This window comes from Pleionea mediterranea (genome assembly GCF_003148745.1).
Lineage (GTDB): Bacteria > Pseudomonadota > Gammaproteobacteria > Enterobacterales > Kangiellaceae > Pleionea > Pleionea mediterranea.
In genome coordinates this window covers 64,932-82,211 of record NZ_QGGU01000004.1, presented here as the reverse complement: position 1 = coordinate 82,211, position 17,280 = coordinate 64,932, and the positions used below count along the sequence as shown (strand labels likewise).

The window sequence follows — 17,280 nt, the reverse complement described above, 5'->3', positions numbered from 1 at the left end:
GCTAACTGAACTACCTGTTAAGTCAGGCACACAGTGCAAATAAGGCTATTAACAATTTATGGTGCGAACAAACAAAAGCTCCGAAAAACCGGAGCTTTACTGTAAACGAATTGTAAATGACATGGCGTCGATTGCCAATTGAAACGCTCAGATAACGTTTCGAATAATATGGGTAACTAGCGCTGTAACGGCCCTTCCCAATAATTTTTAAGTAATAATTTATCCGGGTTTAAGGTTACGCCTCCCACACGACAGCGCCAACCGTCTTGTGGCTGTAACGATTCTTTAAACACACTCACCTGAATTTTGGGTAGCCAGGATGCTAACTGTAAATTGTATTTTCCTGGTGTGCCCGGAAAAGGGCGATTCTGAATGGTGTCCTTCATACTACACTCCTTCGTTGTTTCCTTGCATGATGCAGTCATGAGTTTTCCCCTTAGACTGCGCACTTCGTACGGGATCACAGATTATGGTTGTATTGCTCCATCTTATGATTGAGCCATTATTTCATTAATCGCTCAAAAATCGGCTCTGTGTTATTACTGTCCCGTTCCTCTATTGTAATACTGCAAATTGAGATTTCCAGTAAGCAATAGTCATATCAATGCCTGTTTTAAGGCGCCGATATTATATCTCACTTATTGTGACAATTTAAAAACATAATGAACTATTTAACAAAAAATGTGCACTTTTCACACTTGTTGCATCATTCGCTCAATTTTTCGATAGCCGATCGCCTCGGCCACATGACTCTGGGCCACCTGTTCGGCTTCCGCCAAATCGGCAATGGTGCGTGATACCCTGAGGATCCGATGATACGCCCGCGCCGATAACCCCAGCTTCTCCATCACATCCAGTACAAACTGCTTTGCCGTCGGCTCAATGTGTAAGCCCTTTTCCAGTTCCGCCGCCTGTAACTCGCCGTTTAATTTGCCCTGACGGTCACGTTGCCGTTGATGGGCCTGATCCACCCGCTTTCGGACTTGATCCGTGGTTTCCACATTTGGATCGACTTTGGCAACAAACTCCTGTTTCGTCATTAGCGGTACTTCCACATGCAGATCGATCCTGTCGAGAAACGGCCCCGACAACTTCAATAGATAGCGACGTATCTGATCCGGTGTGCAACGGCACTGCCCACGACTGTTACCAAAATGACCGCAAGGGCACGGATTCATGGCCGCAATAAGCTGAAACCTGGCCGGATATTCTGCCTGTCGCGCCGCCCGCGAGATGGTCACATTGCCCGACTCTAGCGGCTCACGTAAAACTTCCAGTACTTTGCGATCAAACTCTGACAGAAACCAAAATATATGAGAAAATCTAAGGTGTAGATCAGTAAGTTACATGATCTATGCTCAAATTAAATAAGAATAGTAACCACATACAATAAGAATACACGAACAATAACCATAATAACCGAGAGTGTACGCATGCCTACTAGAATAATTAAGCCTACCTTTACCAGTCTCACTGGATCCCACTCGAGTAGAAAAGTTGATCGCCAAATCCAATGGGAGTCATCTCTAGAGCGAGATTTAATCTATCTCCTTGAGTTTGACCGAGCCGTAATCCACTATGAAGAGCAACCAGTAAGAATTTGTTTTGGCCGAAACCGAACCTACCACCCCGATTTCGAAGTCCATCTACGGGAAGACTCACTAATTATTCCTAAACTGAAAAAAGGGGAATACCTGATTGAAGTCAAGTATTTGTATGATCTACGCAAAAAATTTGAAAAATATCGGCCTAAATTTAAAGCGGCAATAGGCCACTGCAAAACCAACCATAGTACTTTTAAGATACTAACAGATGACCAAATTCGCTCTACTTTCCTCGATAACATTAAAAAAATCGACTATTTCATGAGAGAAGAATCGTTTAATGAGCTAGAAATCCGCGATGTGATTTCTGAGACCTTGGGTAAATTAGTGGTGACCAACCTAAAAACCCTACCTAAAGCATGTTTTAAAAGCTCAGACAACCAACTGGCTGCAATACCTGTAATTTGGCGAATGATCGGAACTCATTCAATCGGCATAGACTTGAACTCTCCAATTACACCGAGTTCAGAAATTTGGACTGTGGAGTAGTGTCATGACGTCATTAAAACTAAAAGTTAACGAGCTGGTGAGCTATAAAGGTAGGAATTTCCGTATTAGGTTAGTTTATGACTACGAGCGATTACTACTGGTCCACGATAAGACAGGAGAATCAGAGAAAGTTAGCGTTCATGATGTTGGCCCGCCAACAGGTAAAAATAAACAACCATTTAACCATCTGGTCAGACCAACAGAAGACCTGTCTGAGCATGAGCTCAAGATTGCTAATCAGCGCTTTTTGGTAATTGAACCGCTCATTTACGGAGAAAAACTACGAACAACCGAGCAGGTGATAAATGCAGCTCATAAACACAATGTCAGTGTGGCAACTCTTTATCGTTGGATCGCTCAATATGAAAGCACACTCCAAATTGCATCATTGGCGCCCTCGAAAAGATCAGACCAAGGAAAAGGAAGAATCCAGGAGGAAAAGGAAAAACTTATAGAGGAAGTCATCGAAGTTCACTATCTGAAAGACCAAAGAAAGAGCATAAAGGCAACATACAGAGAGCTTGAGCAACTTTGTCGAGCCAATGGTTTGACCCCGCCTGGTTATCAAACTCTTAGACGGCGGATAAACGGTATCCCTAAAGATGTCCAAACCGAGCGTCGATATGACAAGATGGAGCGTGATCACATATTTTCACCAATATTGAAAGGTTACGAAGAAGCTACCTTTCCACTTTCGGTTGTTCAAATTGATCATACGCCTGTCGATATAATTCTCGTTAGTGAAAAAGAGCGCGAATCTGTTGGTCGCGCATGGCTAACTGTTGCGATCTGTGTATATAGTCGAATGGTATGCGGCTATTACCTAGCCTATGAACAACCAAGTATTTTCAGTGTAGGACAATGTTTATTTAACTCTCTTGTCCCCAAAGTCCAATTTCTCGCAAAACGTGAAGTCAAAGGAGACTGGCCAATTTGGGGGAAAATGAAGATCTTACACTCAGATAATGCAAAGGAATTTCGTAGTACAAACTTACAAAAAGTTCTACATAACTACAATATAAACGCTCATTTTCGAGCTAAGAGCAACCCTAATTGGGGAGCCCACATAGAACGCTTACTTGGTACTTTTAATAAAAGAATTCAGGAGCTACCAGGCACGACTTTCTCGGATACTAAGTCTCGAGGTCGTTACAAAGCCGAGAATAAAGCAGTTTTTTCATTAGATGAGCTAGATAGATGGCTTTGCGAATTCATTGTTAATGAATATCACGTAAATAAACACTCTAAACTCGGAATGTCACCCCTCGAAAAACTTAGTCGCGGAATTACAGGAACTGATGACGCGTTTGGATCTGGACTGCCAGAAAAGATACTCGATGAGAATAGACTCTATATTGATTTATTACCGACCTACAAACGTGCCGTTAATAAATACGGGATTACTATCGACTACCTTGATTACAATAGCCCTCATTTAGCTAAGTGGATTAGCATTAAAAATCCAAAGTCTGAAGATGGTACAGGAAAGTACATCGTTAAAGTCGATCCTCAAGATGTACGTAGAATCTTCTTCTTAGATCCAGACTTATCTGACTACTTAGAAGTTCAATGCAACTTAAATGTAGGCGGTCCTCTGTCAGCATGGGAATTAAAGACTATTACCAATAAGCTCAAGGCTGAATCAGATCAAAAAATTGATGCAAATCGTATTTTTGAAGCAAGAGAGCGTATGAGGGAGATTGAAGAAGAAGCAAAGGCTAAAACGATGAAACAACGTCGGTTTAAAGAACGCAAGAAGCAAGCAAAAAAATCAATAACTAATACCCCTAACTCTAACAAAGAAGGAGTTGACCTCAGTATATTTGATGAAGACATACAAGCATTTGACGATATAGGAGACTAATCATGACCGCGACAATAAATACAAAAAATGAGCGGATTAGAGAAATTCAAGAAGCGACTTGGATTGGCTATACCCAAGCAAACCAAATCCTAGATAATCTAGAAGACTTACTAGAACACCCCAAAGTTCACCGTATGCCAAACGCTCTAATCATCGGTGAAACAAACAATGGTAAATCAACCATTGTAAACCGGTTTATAAAACGTCATCCGGCGATCTTTGATGAGAGAGAAGACTTTGTCGAATTACCGATACTCTCTATAGAAATGCCACCAGAAGCCAATCAAGATAGTATATATATTTCAATACTCCATGAGCTTCAATCACCGTATTCTTATTATTCAAAAAAAGAGCAAAAAGCTTCTCAGGTAATTGGGGTAATGAAAAACTATGGTATTAAAATGCTAATTATCGATGAGTTCAATAACTTGTTAGATAATACGTTATTAAAACAAGCTCAAGTTCTAAACACAATAAAATACTTAGGTAATCAACTCCAAATACCAATTGTTGCAGTTGGGACGAAAGAAGCACATCGCGCAATTTTATCTAGCTCTCAATTAGCTAACCGCTTTGATCCACATGTATTACCTAAGTGGACTCTGTCAACTGACTACCTAAGACTTCTCAAGAGTTTTGAAGAAGCACTAAATCTAGATAGTCAGTCAAATTTAGCTAGCAAAGAAATGGCTATACAAATACTTAACATGTCCGAAGGCTGGATAGGAGAGATTTCAATGCTACTGAAAAAAGCTGCAATAGTAGCAGCCAAAAAAGGTAGCAATATAGTTACGCTCGATATATTAAAGAAACTACAATGGAAATCCCCAACAGAGAGACGGCGCGTATAAGAGCTCACTTTAACCCAAGACCCTATAGTGATGAACTCCTATCGAGTTATATCGCTAGGGTCTCACGGTTTTTCGGAGTGACTTTTTATACATACTGTAAGTTAGTCCTTGAGTTTGGGAGGTGTAAGTCACAGGATATTGATAGGAGCTTACCACTTTTAACTTTGGACAAACTTCAAAGGGAATGTGGCTATAAGCCTCCTGAGCTATTAACTCAAAGCTTTTCAAATTTATGGTCAATACCTGAGTACTCGTTTCGTGAGCCTAGCATTCTTTCGACTCAAATTAGAGGAGGCTTGCCTCATAATTACGCCTTTCAGTATTGTCCACTATGTTTGGAGGAAGATGTCTATTTTAGAAATTATTGGAGACTAGCATTCTTACCAGTATGTATTAAACACAATATCCTACTATTCGACCGCTGCCCCCATTGTCAAAAGCCCATATCAATACAGACTATTGATCCTTTCATAAAAAATATTGGTTACTGTGCCTTTTGTTGGAAGAATTTGCGATCTTACTCGTATCTCCATAAAACCGAACCAGTTCCCTTAGCTATAGCGCTTTTAGGCAGCATAAAAAATGGCTGGTTTCACTACGAAGGGATAAGTACAGATCTTTCTCTGTTCATGGATGGATTTTGGATATTAACAAGAGCTTTCTACTCAACAAGAAAAAATTACATTAAGCGATTAAGAAGAATTCAAGAATATTACTTACTTCCCAAGATGAAGCTATCGAAAAGTAGTGCTTTTAACCAGTTTAAAAATGACAGTGTTCTTAATCGATATCATATTTTGTGCGCAATTGATAAGATGCTTATTGACTGGCCGTGCCAATTTATTAGCTTTTGTAATGCTACAAAAGTCACACCTTCAACTATAGTTTCAAACAACAAAACACCTCCATATTGGCTTTATAGCGTGCTACGAAGAGAGCTTAATCGAGACTGGTACAAATGCAATATTACTGAATTTAAGGCATGCATCGATTACCTAAGATCAAATAAATATGAAATTACAAAAGAAAATATCACCAAACACTTAGGTGTTGATATATCAAAAAAGTTTAATAAGGCTGAATCTCAAATATTAAGACAATATGGATACACTGGTCACCTGACGCCTAGCTAATTTTCAAGTAGTGATATTACGGCTTCGACTTTTGACTTGGGAGTGTTTGCTAAGACATAATCTAGTCTTTTCTTTATATTATCAGGCTCAGCAGCTCTAATCATGGGATCACCATTCCCGGTAATTAACCAATGAATGTTTGGGCTTTTGCGGTTTGCAATGATATTCGCCAACCTTACCAATCTTTCTGGATCAGGAAACGCCTTTCTTTGGTAAATTCTATAAACAACTGAATCATTCGAATACCCGAGCTCTTGAGCAAGCCTAGTGTGACTCAACTTGAGAAAGTTATCATTTAACTTAATTAAACGATCACACATTTCTTCTCTTAATGATATGTCCTTTTTAACCCTGGGCATTTTTCACACAATTAATTTGATATTATCATTTATTATGTTATAATATATATGAGGAAAGGGGAAGGTTTCAAGTTATAATTTAATAAAAAAGAGGCTTTATGAAGATTTCAAAACATAACAACTTAATAAAACTGGCCCCTCCTAAAAAGTCAGAAGTATTTAAGTCCTACTGGAAATTTGCCCAAAAGCGCCAAGATGCGTTTTACTCAAAGTTAAGTGGAGAAAACCATCCTCTTACTGATGACCCTATTATACGAGAGTACAAGTTTACAAACTGCTTTCGAGCATCAGATAGAGTAAGTCAGTACCTGATTAAAAATGTCATTTATTCAAAAGAATGGTCTTTAAGGGATACCGTATTTCGTATCTTACTATTCAAAATATTTAATAAAATTGAAACTTGGGAACTACTTGAACGAGAAATAGGCGAGCTCTCATACTCTAATTTTAATCTAGCTCTGTGTGACCAGATATTAGAAAAAGCAAGAGCGTCTAAAGCAGCTATTTACAGTGCTGCTTACATTATGCCCTCTGGTTCACAAAAGAAATATGGCAAGATAAAGAAACACCAATTTCATTTAAAGTTACTAAAGACTTTAATAGACTCAGGTTTTCATGAAACTATCGCTCAGTCTAACTCTTTGGAAGAGCTATATAAAAAATTATTATCAGTCGAGTCATTAGGGAAGTTCTTGGCATTTCAGTTTACAATCGATTTAAATTATAGTTCTTGGTTTAACTTTTCAGAAAACGACTTCGTTGTTGCAGGTCCGGGAGCACTGGATGGTATAAAGAAATGTTTTGTCGATCCTGGTGGTTATTCTGCTGAAGGCATCATTAAGTATATGACTGATAACCAAGATAAATTTTTCGAACAATTTGGCTTTAAATTTCGAGATTTATGGGGACGAAAATTGCACCTTATAGACTGCCAAAACCTATTTTGCGAAGTCGATAAGTACGCTAGGGTCGCGCATCCAGACATCCCTGGTGTCAGCGGACGAACGAGAATAAAACAGGTATATAAACCAAACACTAATCATTTTGATGTTTGGTACCCACCTAAATGGGGAGTAAACAATAATATTCTTGCTTCCCAGGCTCAAGCTTTTGGAGTGTGATCGTACGTTTATCAGCATCACCGACTATTGAGCCGCATTTAGCCTTATTGATTTCTCGAAATACTCGAAATGCGGATAATATGCAATGCTCCCACTCCCAAGGCTCTAAGTCTTGGGCCTCATACCCTTTGATATAACTCTGAATTCTTTTTATTAGTTCTAGCGATACACGCTCTGAATCTTTTAGTAAGTCATCTCGACCATAATCATATATAGCGCTAACAATTGCTTCTTCAATAATTGCAGCTCTTGCGCCATCTTCTATTTCATCTGTCTTTGGATCACTTTTTCGTTTTAACTTTAACATTCGACGAAATACAGGGGACCACCCCAAGGTTGCAGCATTTGCTATATGGAAGACATCATGAAATTTATAGCCGTCGGGTTCATGAGCATTATCTGTTAGCCGATCACCAATTATTACACCATTTGTAGAAACTAGTACTGTACTATCATCGACTGGAATAAAGTCAATCTGAAACTTCCTAGGTAACTGCTCGTAGTTAGGGAATTTTTTATCAAATTGATATGCAGGAATGTCTTTATGTTTGATCCAGTAACCAAGAACCTTTGTGACATTCTCAGAAGCTATATTATCAATCGACAGTTCATTTAATATTGCTATTTTACAAACTAACGTGATTATCCGCTCTATTTTGTCCGTTAAATGTGTTTTGGTTTTATTCTCAATTGAGTACTGTAGTTCGTCTTTCGCATTTACAAGTGAATTTACTAATTTTGATATTTTATAGATTAAATCAAACTCTTTTTCTTCTGTAGCGTCTTGCATTGGCCATTGTTTCAGCTTAAAACCTATGCGCTCCCCTAATATACACGAGTACCATAACAGGTCTCCCAGCTCTTCTTTTAAGTCAGTCTTAAATGAAGTATAGACATCCCCATCTCGTACTTGCTTCTTATAGGCTGTTGCTAGTGAACCTAATTCACCAAGCAAAGCTGAAAGCGCAAAATCCGTTGCCTTAGAGTGACTCCACTTTATTTTATTTGCTTTATTTATCTCGTGTAGATACTCAGTCAAATTCATTACTATCTTCCATCGTCTTAATTTTTTCGCAAAATTTTCTAGTTGAACCTTCTGGATCAAACTTCGCATACGTTGAGTGGATCACAAGATTCCCCGCTTCCCAACCTGACTCTAGACATAGAGCAGCGAGCAGACGACATAACCCATAAAGGTTACCGAGTGCTTTTGTTACGTAGTAATGTGAGCGGTATAGAGCCGTCAAATTCAAAGTGTTATTATGAGCATCAATTTTAAAGCTGAGGTGACTAAGGCAAGGAAAGCCCATTGTGAGAGAGTCATTGCGATTGATTGAAATTGCATCACCATAGTCAATACAAACTTCGTAGCATAATCGATTGTAATTTGAATTTGTGCGATGTTCAGTCAGCCGCTCAACCAGTTTTAAAAGAGGGTAACACTCTTCACTATTAGCTTTTTTACCTCTAAGTATGCGTTCTGCGTAAGTACCACTTTTGTTAGAGTTTATGGTGGACAAGTAATTATCATAGTCTTCCAAGTACCTATCTGTCATATATTGAATATTTCCGGGACGGTAGTATTTATTAGGAAATATAGTATCTGCGACAGTTTCTATTGGATAAATCCCTCTAGTATTGACTATCTCTCTCGAATACCATTCACGTATACTTTCCGATAGTTCATCAGTCGCATAGATATCCGTTAACTCCAAAAGAATATTTAGATCTTCTTTATGAGGTGTATTGATTAAATGCCTAATTGCTTTCATCCAAACTAATTCTTTTGTATTCGCGCGAAAAATATCCATTATCTACTCCCCAGTATTTAGTAAAGCAAGGCCAGTAGGCGTTCATTATAAAAAGCTTCAGTAACAAGAGCACACCCTTGTACACCCCACTTTACTCCCCAACTGTTCTTGATCTTAATATATTGATTATTATCAGAATCCTCATAAACACCGACTGCTGTAACAGCATGATTAGCGATTTTTTCAGGACATGTGTTATCGATTACATTATTAGCAGGAGGTTTAAAAAACAGAGTGTTCAATACAAAACCTAGAACAATAGGACCTCTTTTAATGAGTAGCTCGACAGCTTCATCAAATGACAATTTGTTATTGATAGTCAAATTAGAGCGATATAGCTTCGAATTCCGAGAAACTGCAGGGTAATTAGTAATCTGTAAACCGTAATGGCATATGCTTTCTTGGACTTGACCTGGTTGTGCAATCACATTTTTAATTGCAGACGTACCTATTCCACTTTGAATATGGATTTTATAGTCATAAGCTAATGCTGCAATGATAAATTCAACCGACAAAGGGTCTTGTAAATCATTATTAAATTGATTTATATCAGAAGCTGCAAACGCTAAACATGTCGGTCGATCATATTGATCTCGCGGAATAGAAAGCTTTTGGATGTGATCTGTAACTATTTTAATGTTATTCACTGCAACACCACTATACTTTCGATAAACCTATTCCACGTCCTGAAAAATCTAGCGAGACTGAAAACTCTTTTTTAATGTCGTTTTCCCAAGGTCTTTTCAATCGGAGATATACAGAAACTTCACCAGACCCAGAGAGCAAGAGTCGGCGTTTTACAACGCCTCCTAGGTTTTCTGTTTCACTAAACTTTCGACTATCTTCTAATAGCTTAAGATTTAAAATAGCGTCCATACCTTGCCATAAATATCCAGATGCTGCAGGTTCAGGCAGTTCCAGAATAACAAAGTCATTACTCTCAAGCTTAATATGACTATTATTATCTGATTCATTCAAACAGATAATATCAAGGTCAAATTTCTCTACATGTCTTTCCCAGCTACCTAATAACTCCTGCTTGCATTCTTTTCTTGGGAAAGCTTTAACATCAGGATATGTATTAAGATCGATAAACTTATAATTCAATAGTGCAATTGCGGCCGCCTCGTAGCTAACTCCAGCTCTCGAACTAATCTTATAAACGTTGACTGGATTTTTAAGATCTACTTTCCCCAGTCTCAAGCCTCTACATATATTCAAAAGAAGCTTTTTTGGCAGTAAAAATTCTCCTGCAAATGCTTCAGCTTCTAGTTCTTGCAGCGGAATATCATCGCTATGTTTAGTCGACCGACCTATTACAGCTTCGTCATCAGCACTCAAATTGTGTTGTAGATAGTAGTGACCTAATTCGTGCGCAGCGGTATAACGCTGAATACTAAGTCTTCTCTCTGTAGTTATGATTATTCCAGGTGCTTCTCCTGGAATATAGGCTCCAAGCAACCCTTTCAGGGGTCGAAAGATCATAGGCAATTCGAGATGTTCTACTGCTGAACTGATATCAATGCGTTTCTCATTGCTTCTTAAACGAGATTGGGTGTCTAGTTGATAATGAAGTTCCTTTGCAGCCTGGATCCCTTTAAGTATCGCTTTGTCACGCTTACTTCTCATTTTTTTGCCTATTGCGTAACTTTAAAAATTCAGCGAATTCTAACAATTCATTCAAATCATCTGGATCAAGATTATCTAGCTTTCTTGCAAGCAGACGTAAATCGTCATCTGTTTCATTGTCTGGCTTAGGGTCAACATCAAAAAAATACGCTACAGGCCTCATATATAATCGAGACAACTCGACTAACTGCTCGAGCTCAAGGCTATATCTACCAGCTTCAATCTCTGTAACGTCTTCAACGGATAAGTCTAAAGATTCGGCAGCAGACTCCCCCGAGATATTTAAGTACTCTCGCGCTTTCTTTAGTTTATTCCCAAGTTTAATTGGGTTGTAACTTTGATTAGCCATATCTAACTCTCAAACTGGAGTTCTAGCTGCACGAAAAGTAAGTCGATAGCCTCGTCGACTGACTCATAGCCACCTTTCTGAATCCACTCTTCCTTAAGCTTCAGACCAGTAACTTCTTCAATTTTCGGTGATAGTGCACACATAGACTTTGAATCCACTGCATTCGAGTTAAAAAGCTTACTAACAGCAGGGTCGTCAAATCGCTCCTCAAGCTCTTCTGTTTCAGCTTCGAGTATTTCGGTAAGCTCGTTTCGAAGGCCTTCCTTACATTCATTGAATTTTTCTTTTGATATCATTTAATATCCCCGGTGGCAGCTATAGAATTTTCAAAGTCTTTTCATCCTAGTTCATAGGGGCTTTAAGTCTCACAACAGATAATATAAATAAATCATCGTAGTGCTGGGTTACTTGAATATCCATTTTTTTGTAATTTATAAAACCCTGTAAAACATTATCGTAAGTAGACGCCATTTTTAAAGTAATATGCTTTAGTTTTAAAGCATCAAATTCTGTAACTTGACAAACCGCTTTGTAAATAGCTTCCTTAGCTGAGAAGGCCAGATTAGACGCCTGGTTGCGAGAAACACCTAATCTACAGTAATTTCCAATTTCTACTTTATTTGTATAAAAATCCCAAGTATCTGAATCTAAATGTTGAAATACTTCAAGATCAATACCAAAGCTTTCTGCACCGTAGCACTTCTTTGTACCGACTACTGCAATGTTGAATTTGTGTGATATTGAGCCAGTATATCCTTCGGGCCACGTAGGCCGGCCTTTAGCATCTTTAACAGAGACATATTGCCCTTTATAACCATTCGCTGCAAGCGTACTTTGTGCTAGATGTCGAGCGGCAACATAATTCAGTGCCTCTGCAGGTTGGTAGCGAGTCGCTTGCTCTAAAATACAAGGGTCTATTTGCTCTTTAGCATTTATATCAGTAATGATACCCGACTGAATTTGAATTCCATTATCGAAATAACAAGACCAATTAGTAGCTATTTTTAGTTTTTTGGTTAACTTCAACCCCAACGAACTGATTGAGTCATTCCTCATTGTTTCTACATTGCTCCAAACATATCTAAAACCAATATTCCAAATTCCACAACTGTTATTACCATAAATGATCTTTTAGTTTTAAAAAAATATAATCAGCCTTATCCTTGGGTTCGTCATTTAGCTTGTATTCAAAAAAATAACAAAAATAACTCTTCCCGTACTTATATTTTGCATACCTTTTATATGAACGACTATGTTTGGAGTACAGTTTAAGATTCTCAATTATTACTCCGTCAATAAATTGCGAAGTATATGCCTCGAATAGCAGTCCAATTTCTGGACGAGTTTTAAACCCTTTAGTATCCTTGATGCTAACATAGCAAAATTTTTTACTGTAGCGCTCAATAATAAAAATGGCGACGGGACGTTTAAGTATTTGGTTTAAATGCTGTTTGTAACGAAGTAAGTCTGAGTTAGTTTGAAAAACTAATTTTACTGATTTATCGATCATCGAATCTGGAAGCACTGTATATCTGGAGTCTGAAGGATGTCTAATATCATTCATGAAATGGTATTTGATGTTTAACTTTTTCTTATTATTTTTAAGTTCATTCATGCACTGATGAATATCAAATGCATGTTCAATTGTCTCAAACCGAACATGGCCTGTTCGTTTGTTTGGATACCCATCGCCACTGGCTGTAGTAAGACGATCTACATCTTCATCATTTTTTTTAAACCTGGGCCTTTCAACACTTTCAACTTCGGTGTTTTCCTTTGAATAGCTGATTTTTACATTTGGTATAGGACTCTGAAACTCTTCCCCATGATAAATCGAAGACTCTAAATCACTACTTGGGCTTTCACTCCCTCCAAAAACAGGAGGATTGTTTGGATCGTACTTTTGCCTCCCAGGTTTTACACCTTTTCTATAGTCAGTAAATTGTCTTCCCTTTCTAGGGCCAGGCCTTATTTGGTCCAGCTCCAATTTCTGATATGGTAAAGCTAAACTGGTCGATTTGATATGAGTAATAATTAAGTAGTTTTTAATTTTGATAGTTTCAACCACACATGGAAAATCGGACTCTAATGGCCAAGTTACTCTGATCGGCTGAGCTCGCTTCGTCTTTGTAGCAAATATATTAGGGTGAAGTTTATTAAAACTATTTTTTATAGAATCTTGAAAAACAATAAATGCGACAGCATTAGCATATCGACTAAGACGAACACCCTCACGTAGTTTTAGTTTTGCTGTTCCGTTGCTTAACCACGTTTTTCCAGGATCGTACAGTACTTCGTTGGCCTTTCTACCACTTAGACCTAGCTGTAAGATCTTTGAATATTGCCCAAAAAAGAAACTTAAGACTTCAACACAGGGTATAAGAACGTTCTTGGTCTCACCATCTATTTCAGCATTTAGCTGAAAAAACAGGGTAAAACGCGTTGATTCTCCACTTTTATCTTCCATGTTACTTTTACGTCTTATTTGTGGAGCAACTTGATCTTCCAGCCTTAATATTCTTAAAGATTTCGTTTCAGATTTATTGCTTAGTCGAGCCCCATTCCTCCAAAATGAATGAATTTTAGCGTGTTTAATAATTGAAATCGGAGCTTTTACAATTTCACGTCGTGCTATAGAGCCGTCATTTGATCGATTTTTCATAATGATTTCAATGAAATGCTCAGAAGCCTGATTAGGATCTAGCCCAATACAACCAAAACCATCTACTTGCCATACATCACCTTTAGTTGGACAAATATCGAATTCAATATCAACATCACTATTTTTCGAGCTTGAACCCATAAATTTATAGACTTTTCCTATTTTCGAACCATTAACAGAGTTTTGCCATCGTTCAGAAAGTTGAGTTTAATGACTGACTAATTCACCTGTCACTTAGACTGAAGATCGCTTGATCAATGTAAGAACTTGAGTATGAGTGTATGCCAAAGTCGACAAAAACTTAACGAGTAAATAACGAATAAATTACGAAGTTGACTGCTATGCGTACATTATTTGAACAAATCTAAAAGCCACAACGATTCATTGTAGTTTTAATGTAGAAATACTAATCACTATCTATCTGAATCACTTAATTGCCAGAACTTGGAACTGCTAACGGCCAGCCGGCAATTAAAGTTAGTCGAATAATCACCTTCATAAGCCGATAATAGAAAGCCATTGTTTTCAAGATCTTCGTTGAGTTGATCGAAATTCTTGAAATGACCAGTTATTCTCGTTAGTTTTTTCTTATTTGGCATCGCATTAAAGCTGATATCTCGGTTTTCTAACCGTTCAACGAACTTATGCCAGTACATATGCTCTTGATTAACTTTTTGAAATACTAAGAACTGTGGAAGTTCAATATTTATACATATTTTCTCTTCATTGGTACGAACAGTATAAAACTCGATTGTTATTGGTTTGTCCATTTCGTCTGGCGAATAAACTGGCATTACTTGTAGATAGTCTTGCTGAAGATACAACGATAGATATGGCAAATCAGGTACTTGAAGATTGCAACTCATTACTCATCCGTAAAAATGGTTAAGGCAAATAAGAAATATCGATACTCAAGAAAGTAGCGTCACCAATCATAGTTTCAATATAGCTCAACTAACATAAAGATAAATACGATCAACAGCAATAAATTTAGAAAAGCGACTTGGTTTTGAGCAAATCACATGATTTCTATCCTTGAATATCTATAGTCCACTCGAATTTTTTGGAAAAAATTAACCGCCCTACATGATTAATGCAGCGCAGCAATTAATAATTTTTCGCTTATTAAAAGCTCTATCTGGTTTCTACGCTACTTATACAAGCTCTGTGATGAGAGCTGAAATCTAAGTCCTTCTTTTTTCGAGCCAAAGCATAGAGGCTATATAGAATACTCACAACATCTTGAACCCACATTATATTGACGACAAAAAATAGTTAATATATACATTATTTTCTTTTAAAACAAAGACTTGCAAACCCCCTCTAAAGTTGCAATATTATTCGCTACTAGTTCAACTGAGAGTTAACTGTGAGTCTTCCTACCTTAATCGTGAGCGACATTCATCTTGAGTTCGGCAAGTTCAGGCTTAAAGACTTGCCCCAGGTTGAGCTTGCGGTATTGGCCGGCGACATCGGCATTGGAAAAGGTGCCAGATTTTTGATTGAACAGTTCACTAATCGAGGTATCGATGTCATTTATATCACCGGAAACCATGAGTTTTACGGTCGTGAAATGAACGAGCTTTGTGAGCAATGGCGCAAGATAGCAAGTGAAAACTCACATCTGCATTTTCTTGATAAAAGCTCGGCAACGGTAAAAGGCCGACGGATTCATGGCACCACATTATGGACTGATTTCAATAATCAAGATCCAGAATTGATGGATTACGCAGTTGTAGAGATGAATGATTACAAGAAAATCAATTTAAGTAATGTTGAAGTTGCTTACAAGCATGCTAAACAGCGACGACAAATAACTCCGGACGATATTTTAAAGCTTCATTACTCACATGTTGATTATCTAAAGACGAACGTCAAGCCAGGCGATGTAGTTGTGACTCATCATGCGCCATCACACCGCTCAATACCGTATGCAAATTCGTGGGAAGATCTTGGGTTGTACTCTTCGAACCTAGAATGGTTAATTGAAGAAACAAAGCCATCGCTTTGGATTCACGGACATGTTCATTCATCTCTTGACTATCGTATTGGTGACACGCGGATTATTTGCAATCCTCGCGGCTACATTGGTCACTATGTGAATAGTCGATTTGATGACAAACTAATCATTGAGATCAATAAATGAGATTAACAATATATGTGTGTATTAAGTAAGGATTTTATTAAATTTGGTAGCTATTAGGTCACTTATGCAATGAATGAAAACAAATTAAGAGCTGATGAAACTAAGTCGCTTGCGGTCAAAGTGTTTGGCAGCAAGGACAAGGCCGACGCTTGGTTGAAAAAGAAGCGTGAGATCTTCGGCGGTAAATCGGGTCTGGAGTCGATTTCAAGTGATGCTGGTGCTGAGCTGGTAAAAGAGACGCTATTGAAATTAGATAGCGGCTATTACTGAATCTTTAGGGCCAAATAACGATATGTCACGAGAGTATCGGCAAAGCTATGTTCATCAGGCTATTTGAAAGCAGTTATTATGCTCGGCTTGATCTCAAAACCCAGATTTAGAGAATTTGCTTGACCCTGATCCATCACAGATCCAGCTTTATCAAGAAGGACTTAATAGTGAATAGCAAGGATCCATCGTTATAAGTGAAGAATCCGCCAAACGAGTTGAACGACTATTCTTTTAGCCAGTATGCTCAACCACATTTGGAACCTCATTCCAAAGTATAAGAATACTATCACCATTGACATCATTTCTATGCCAGTTACAAAAGTATGTATTCCTTAAATCATTGTCAGGATCTACTTCGTAAGTAGTAGTGTTTACAAACTCTCTACCATCGCTGGCCCAAGAGTGTAAATTATTAAGCGTGTCATTCATTCCACTAAATTCAATTTGATTGCTACCTCTAAGATAAAAACCACACTTCTTAATATCGAAAAATTTTATCTTTGCTTCTAACATCCACAATCCTTTTTTATTTTCTACCTCAGGTGTCTAAAGTCAGCTAACGTTTAGAGTCAACTTGAAATATTAGACACGGGCGTACAACTGTCACAATATTGGTTAACTGGAGGCTAGTAAGGTACTAGCTGGGTAGATTATTATCTAGCCAGTCATTTACATCTTTTGGCCCAAAGCCAGAGTATGGCTTTTTAAGATTTATCACATACAATGTATCAGAATCATCAATATAGTGCCTCAATGCGTCGAATACTTCACTTGCACTCGCATTTGTTTTAATCGCATAAGAAGATTCTGAAAGACATGCCCATGATGAAAAGTCCTTTATTTTTTTAAGCAATTCAAGGTGCTTTTGCCCTGGTTTGTTAAGATCATATGTTACGAGTAAAACAGCCATAATAATTCCCCTTAAGCTAATGCTTTCGCGAGCGCAAACAATTAAAGTACAAAGTTAAATTAATAACTTCATTTCTTATATT

21 protein-coding genes are annotated in these 17,280 nt (G+C 37.9%); 7 read left to right on the top strand and 14 right to left on the bottom strand.

The annotated features are described in order from the left end of the window. Nucleotides 1–176: 176 nt before the first annotated feature. Together C8D97_RS05950 and C8D97_RS05945 are read right to left on the bottom strand one after the other, a co-directional pair. Complete coding sequence (locus C8D97_RS05950; protein WP_109762843.1) at nucleotides 177–386, bottom strand: hypothetical protein; 210 nt, start codon at nucleotides 384–386, stop codon at nucleotides 177–179. Nucleotides 387–692: 306 nt separating this feature from the next. Then, complete coding sequence (locus C8D97_RS05945) at nucleotides 693–1,301, bottom strand: ATP-binding protein (RefSeq protein ID WP_210204879.1); 609 nt, start codon at nucleotides 1,299–1,301, stop codon at nucleotides 693–695. A gap of 132 nt (nucleotides 1,302–1,433) precedes the next feature. Between C8D97_RS05945 and C8D97_RS05940 the strand changes: the two genes are divergently transcribed. Genes C8D97_RS05940 through C8D97_RS18585 form a run of 4 tightly spaced genes read left to right on the top strand, consistent with a single transcriptional unit; the run spans nucleotide 1,434 to nucleotide 5,941 of the window. Continuing rightward, on the top strand, nucleotides 1,434–2,093 hold the full coding sequence (locus C8D97_RS05940; RefSeq protein WP_109762841.1) for a TnsA endonuclease N-terminal domain-containing protein: 660 nt from the start codon (nucleotides 1,434–1,436) through the stop codon (nucleotides 2,091–2,093). Between the two features lie 4 nt (nucleotides 2,094–2,097). Then, nucleotides 2,098–3,957, top strand: a complete 1,860-nt coding sequence (locus C8D97_RS05935) for a Mu transposase C-terminal domain-containing protein (RefSeq protein WP_109762840.1) — start codon at nucleotides 2,098–2,100, stop codon at nucleotides 3,955–3,957. A 2-nt stretch (nucleotides 3,958–3,959) separates the two neighbouring features. Continuing rightward, entirely contained in the window at nucleotides 3,960–4,808 is an 849-nt protein-coding gene (locus C8D97_RS05930) for a TniB family NTP-binding protein (protein ID WP_245411402.1), read from the top strand. Then, nucleotides 4,775–5,941, top strand: coding sequence for a TniQ family protein (locus C8D97_RS18585; protein ID WP_109762838.1), 1,167 nt, complete (start codon nucleotides 4,775–4,777; stop codon nucleotides 5,939–5,941). Before C8D97_RS05930 ends, C8D97_RS18585 begins: the two co-directional genes overlap by 34 nt. On the opposite strand, the gene C8D97_RS05920 is transcribed toward C8D97_RS18585, so the two are convergent. Next, the gene (locus C8D97_RS05920; RefSeq protein WP_109762837.1) at nucleotides 5,938–6,261 is read right to left on the bottom strand and encodes a hypothetical protein; all 324 of its coding nucleotides are present in this window, start codon (nucleotides 6,259–6,261) and stop codon (nucleotides 5,938–5,940) included. The genes C8D97_RS18585 and C8D97_RS05920 overlap by 4 nt on opposite strands. Nucleotides 6,262–6,398: 137 nt before the next feature. Here C8D97_RS05920 and C8D97_RS05915 point away from each other — a divergent pair, with 137 nt between their 5' ends. Beyond that, the gene (locus C8D97_RS05915; RefSeq protein WP_109762836.1) at nucleotides 6,399–7,421 is read left to right on the top strand and encodes a nucleotide kinase domain-containing protein; all 1,023 of its coding nucleotides are present in this window, start codon (nucleotides 6,399–6,401) and stop codon (nucleotides 7,419–7,421) included. On the opposite strand, the gene C8D97_RS05910 is transcribed toward C8D97_RS05915, so the two are convergent. The 9 genes from C8D97_RS05910 to C8D97_RS05870 form a co-directional block, all read right to left on the bottom strand. Next, complete coding sequence (locus C8D97_RS05910) at nucleotides 7,363–8,466, bottom strand: hypothetical protein (protein WP_109762835.1); 1,104 nt, start codon at nucleotides 8,464–8,466, stop codon at nucleotides 7,363–7,365. The two genes, C8D97_RS05915 and C8D97_RS05910, sit on opposite strands and share 59 nt — an antisense overlap. Beyond that, nucleotides 8,453–9,232 carry a thymidylate synthase family protein gene (locus C8D97_RS05905; RefSeq protein WP_109762834.1) on the bottom strand — a complete coding sequence of 260 codons (780 nt, stop codon included), beginning with the start codon at nucleotides 9,230–9,232 and terminating at the stop codon, nucleotides 8,453–8,455. Before C8D97_RS05905 ends, C8D97_RS05910 begins: the two co-directional genes overlap by 14 nt. Nucleotides 9,233–9,249: 17 nt before the next feature. Further along, nucleotides 9,250–9,879 carry a C1 family peptidase gene (locus C8D97_RS05900; protein ID WP_109762833.1) on the bottom strand — a complete coding sequence of 210 codons (630 nt, stop codon included), beginning with the start codon at nucleotides 9,877–9,879 and terminating at the stop codon, nucleotides 9,250–9,252. Nucleotides 9,880–9,889: 10 nt separating this feature from the next. Then, nucleotides 9,890–10,861, bottom strand: a complete 972-nt coding sequence (locus tag C8D97_RS05895; protein WP_109762832.1) for an ImmA/IrrE family metallo-endopeptidase — start codon at nucleotides 10,859–10,861, stop codon at nucleotides 9,890–9,892. After that, nucleotides 10,851–11,210, bottom strand: coding sequence for a helix-turn-helix transcriptional regulator (locus C8D97_RS05890; RefSeq protein WP_109762831.1), 360 nt, complete (start codon nucleotides 11,208–11,210; stop codon nucleotides 10,851–10,853). The genes C8D97_RS05895 and C8D97_RS05890 overlap by 11 nt, the downstream gene beginning before the upstream one ends. 2 nt (nucleotides 11,211–11,212) lie before the next feature. Next, entirely contained in the window at nucleotides 11,213–11,506 is a 294-nt protein-coding gene (locus C8D97_RS05885; RefSeq protein ID WP_109762830.1) for a hypothetical protein, read from the bottom strand. 46 nt (nucleotides 11,507–11,552) lie between these two features. After that, nucleotides 11,553–12,236 (bottom strand): hypothetical protein, encoded by a 684-nt coding sequence (locus C8D97_RS05880; RefSeq protein WP_146196087.1) that lies wholly within the window; start codon nucleotides 12,234–12,236, stop codon nucleotides 11,553–11,555. Between the two features lie 88 nt (nucleotides 12,237–12,324). Further along, nucleotides 12,325–14,013, bottom strand: coding sequence for a hypothetical protein (locus C8D97_RS05875; protein ID WP_109762828.1), 1,689 nt, complete (start codon nucleotides 14,011–14,013; stop codon nucleotides 12,325–12,327). A gap of 272 nt (nucleotides 14,014–14,285) precedes the next feature. Next, a complete protein-coding gene (locus tag C8D97_RS05870) occupies nucleotides 14,286–14,738 on the bottom strand; it encodes a hypothetical protein (RefSeq protein ID WP_109762827.1) in 453 nt (150 codons plus the stop codon). A gap of 503 nt (nucleotides 14,739–15,241) precedes the next feature. On the opposite strand from C8D97_RS05870, the gene C8D97_RS05865 reads away from it, so the two are divergent. Together C8D97_RS05865 and C8D97_RS05860 are read left to right on the top strand one after the other, a co-directional pair. Continuing rightward, nucleotides 15,242–16,018, top strand: a complete 777-nt coding sequence (locus C8D97_RS05865; protein WP_109762826.1) for a metallophosphoesterase — start codon at nucleotides 15,242–15,244, stop codon at nucleotides 16,016–16,018. A gap of 69 nt (nucleotides 16,019–16,087) precedes the next feature. Beyond that, complete coding sequence (locus C8D97_RS05860; RefSeq protein ID WP_109762825.1) at nucleotides 16,088–16,288, top strand: MbcA/ParS/Xre antitoxin family protein; 201 nt, start codon at nucleotides 16,088–16,090, stop codon at nucleotides 16,286–16,288. Between the two features lie 231 nt (nucleotides 16,289–16,519). Here the strand turns inward: C8D97_RS05860 and C8D97_RS05855 are convergent, their stop codons facing one another. Together C8D97_RS05855 and C8D97_RS05850 are read right to left on the bottom strand one after the other, a co-directional pair. Continuing rightward, nucleotides 16,520–16,801: a hypothetical protein gene (locus tag C8D97_RS05855; RefSeq protein ID WP_109762824.1), complete on the bottom strand. Its 282-nt coding sequence runs from the start codon at nucleotides 16,799–16,801 to the stop codon at nucleotides 16,520–16,522. A 124-nt stretch (nucleotides 16,802–16,925) separates the two neighbouring features. Next, the gene (locus tag C8D97_RS05850) at nucleotides 16,926–17,198 is read right to left on the bottom strand and encodes a hypothetical protein (protein ID WP_109762823.1); all 273 of its coding nucleotides are present in this window, start codon (nucleotides 17,196–17,198) and stop codon (nucleotides 16,926–16,928) included. Between the last annotated feature and the right edge of the window lie 82 nt (nucleotides 17,199–17,280).

Coding starts and splice junctions, on each gene's coding strand:
- C8D97_RS05890 (WP_109762831.1), bottom strand. CDS start 11,210: ATGGCTAATCAAAGTTACAACCCAATTAAACTTGGGAATAAACTAAAG.
- C8D97_RS05930 (WP_245411402.1), top strand. CDS start 3,960: ATGACCGCGACAATAAATACAAAAAATGAGCGGATTAGAGAAATTCAA.
- C8D97_RS05885 (WP_109762830.1), bottom strand. CDS start 11,506: ATGATATCAAAAGAAAAATTCAATGAATGTAAGGAAGGCCTTCGAAAC.
- C8D97_RS05855 (WP_109762824.1), bottom strand. CDS start 16,801: ATGTTAGAAGCAAAGATAAAATTTTTCGATATTAAGAAGTGTGGTTTT.
- C8D97_RS05910 (WP_109762835.1), bottom strand. CDS start 8,466: ATGAATTTGACTGAGTATCTACACGAGATAAATAAAGCAAATAAAATA.
- C8D97_RS05870 (WP_109762827.1), bottom strand. CDS start 14,738: ATGAGTTGCAATCTTCAAGTACCTGATTTGCCATATCTATCGTTGTAT.
- C8D97_RS05850 (WP_109762823.1), bottom strand. CDS start 17,198: ATGGCTGTTTTACTCGTAACATATGATCTTAACAAACCAGGGCAAAAG.
- C8D97_RS05920 (WP_109762837.1), bottom strand. CDS start 6,261: ATGTGTGATCGTTTAATTAAGTTAAATGATAACTTTCTCAAGTTGAGT.
- C8D97_RS18585 (WP_109762838.1), top strand. CDS start 4,775: ATGGAAATCCCCAACAGAGAGACGGCGCGTATAAGAGCTCACTTTAAC.
- C8D97_RS05935 (WP_109762840.1), top strand. CDS start 2,098: ATGACGTCATTAAAACTAAAAGTTAACGAGCTGGTGAGCTATAAAGGT.
- C8D97_RS05875 (WP_109762828.1), bottom strand. CDS start 14,013: ATGGGTTCAAGCTCGAAAAATAGTGATGTTGATATTGAATTCGATATT.
- C8D97_RS05860 (WP_109762825.1), top strand. CDS start 16,088: ATGAATGAAAACAAATTAAGAGCTGATGAAACTAAGTCGCTTGCGGTC.
- C8D97_RS05915 (WP_109762836.1), top strand. CDS start 6,399: ATGAAGATTTCAAAACATAACAACTTAATAAAACTGGCCCCTCCTAAA.
- C8D97_RS05895 (WP_109762832.1), bottom strand. CDS start 10,861: ATGAGAAGTAAGCGTGACAAAGCGATACTTAAAGGGATCCAGGCTGCA.
- C8D97_RS05905 (WP_109762834.1), bottom strand. CDS start 9,232: ATGGATATTTTTCGCGCGAATACAAAAGAATTAGTTTGGATGAAAGCA.
- C8D97_RS05940 (WP_109762841.1), top strand. CDS start 1,434: ATGCCTACTAGAATAATTAAGCCTACCTTTACCAGTCTCACTGGATCC.
- C8D97_RS05950 (WP_109762843.1), bottom strand. CDS start 386: ATGAAGGACACCATTCAGAATCGCCCTTTTCCGGGCACACCAGGAAAA.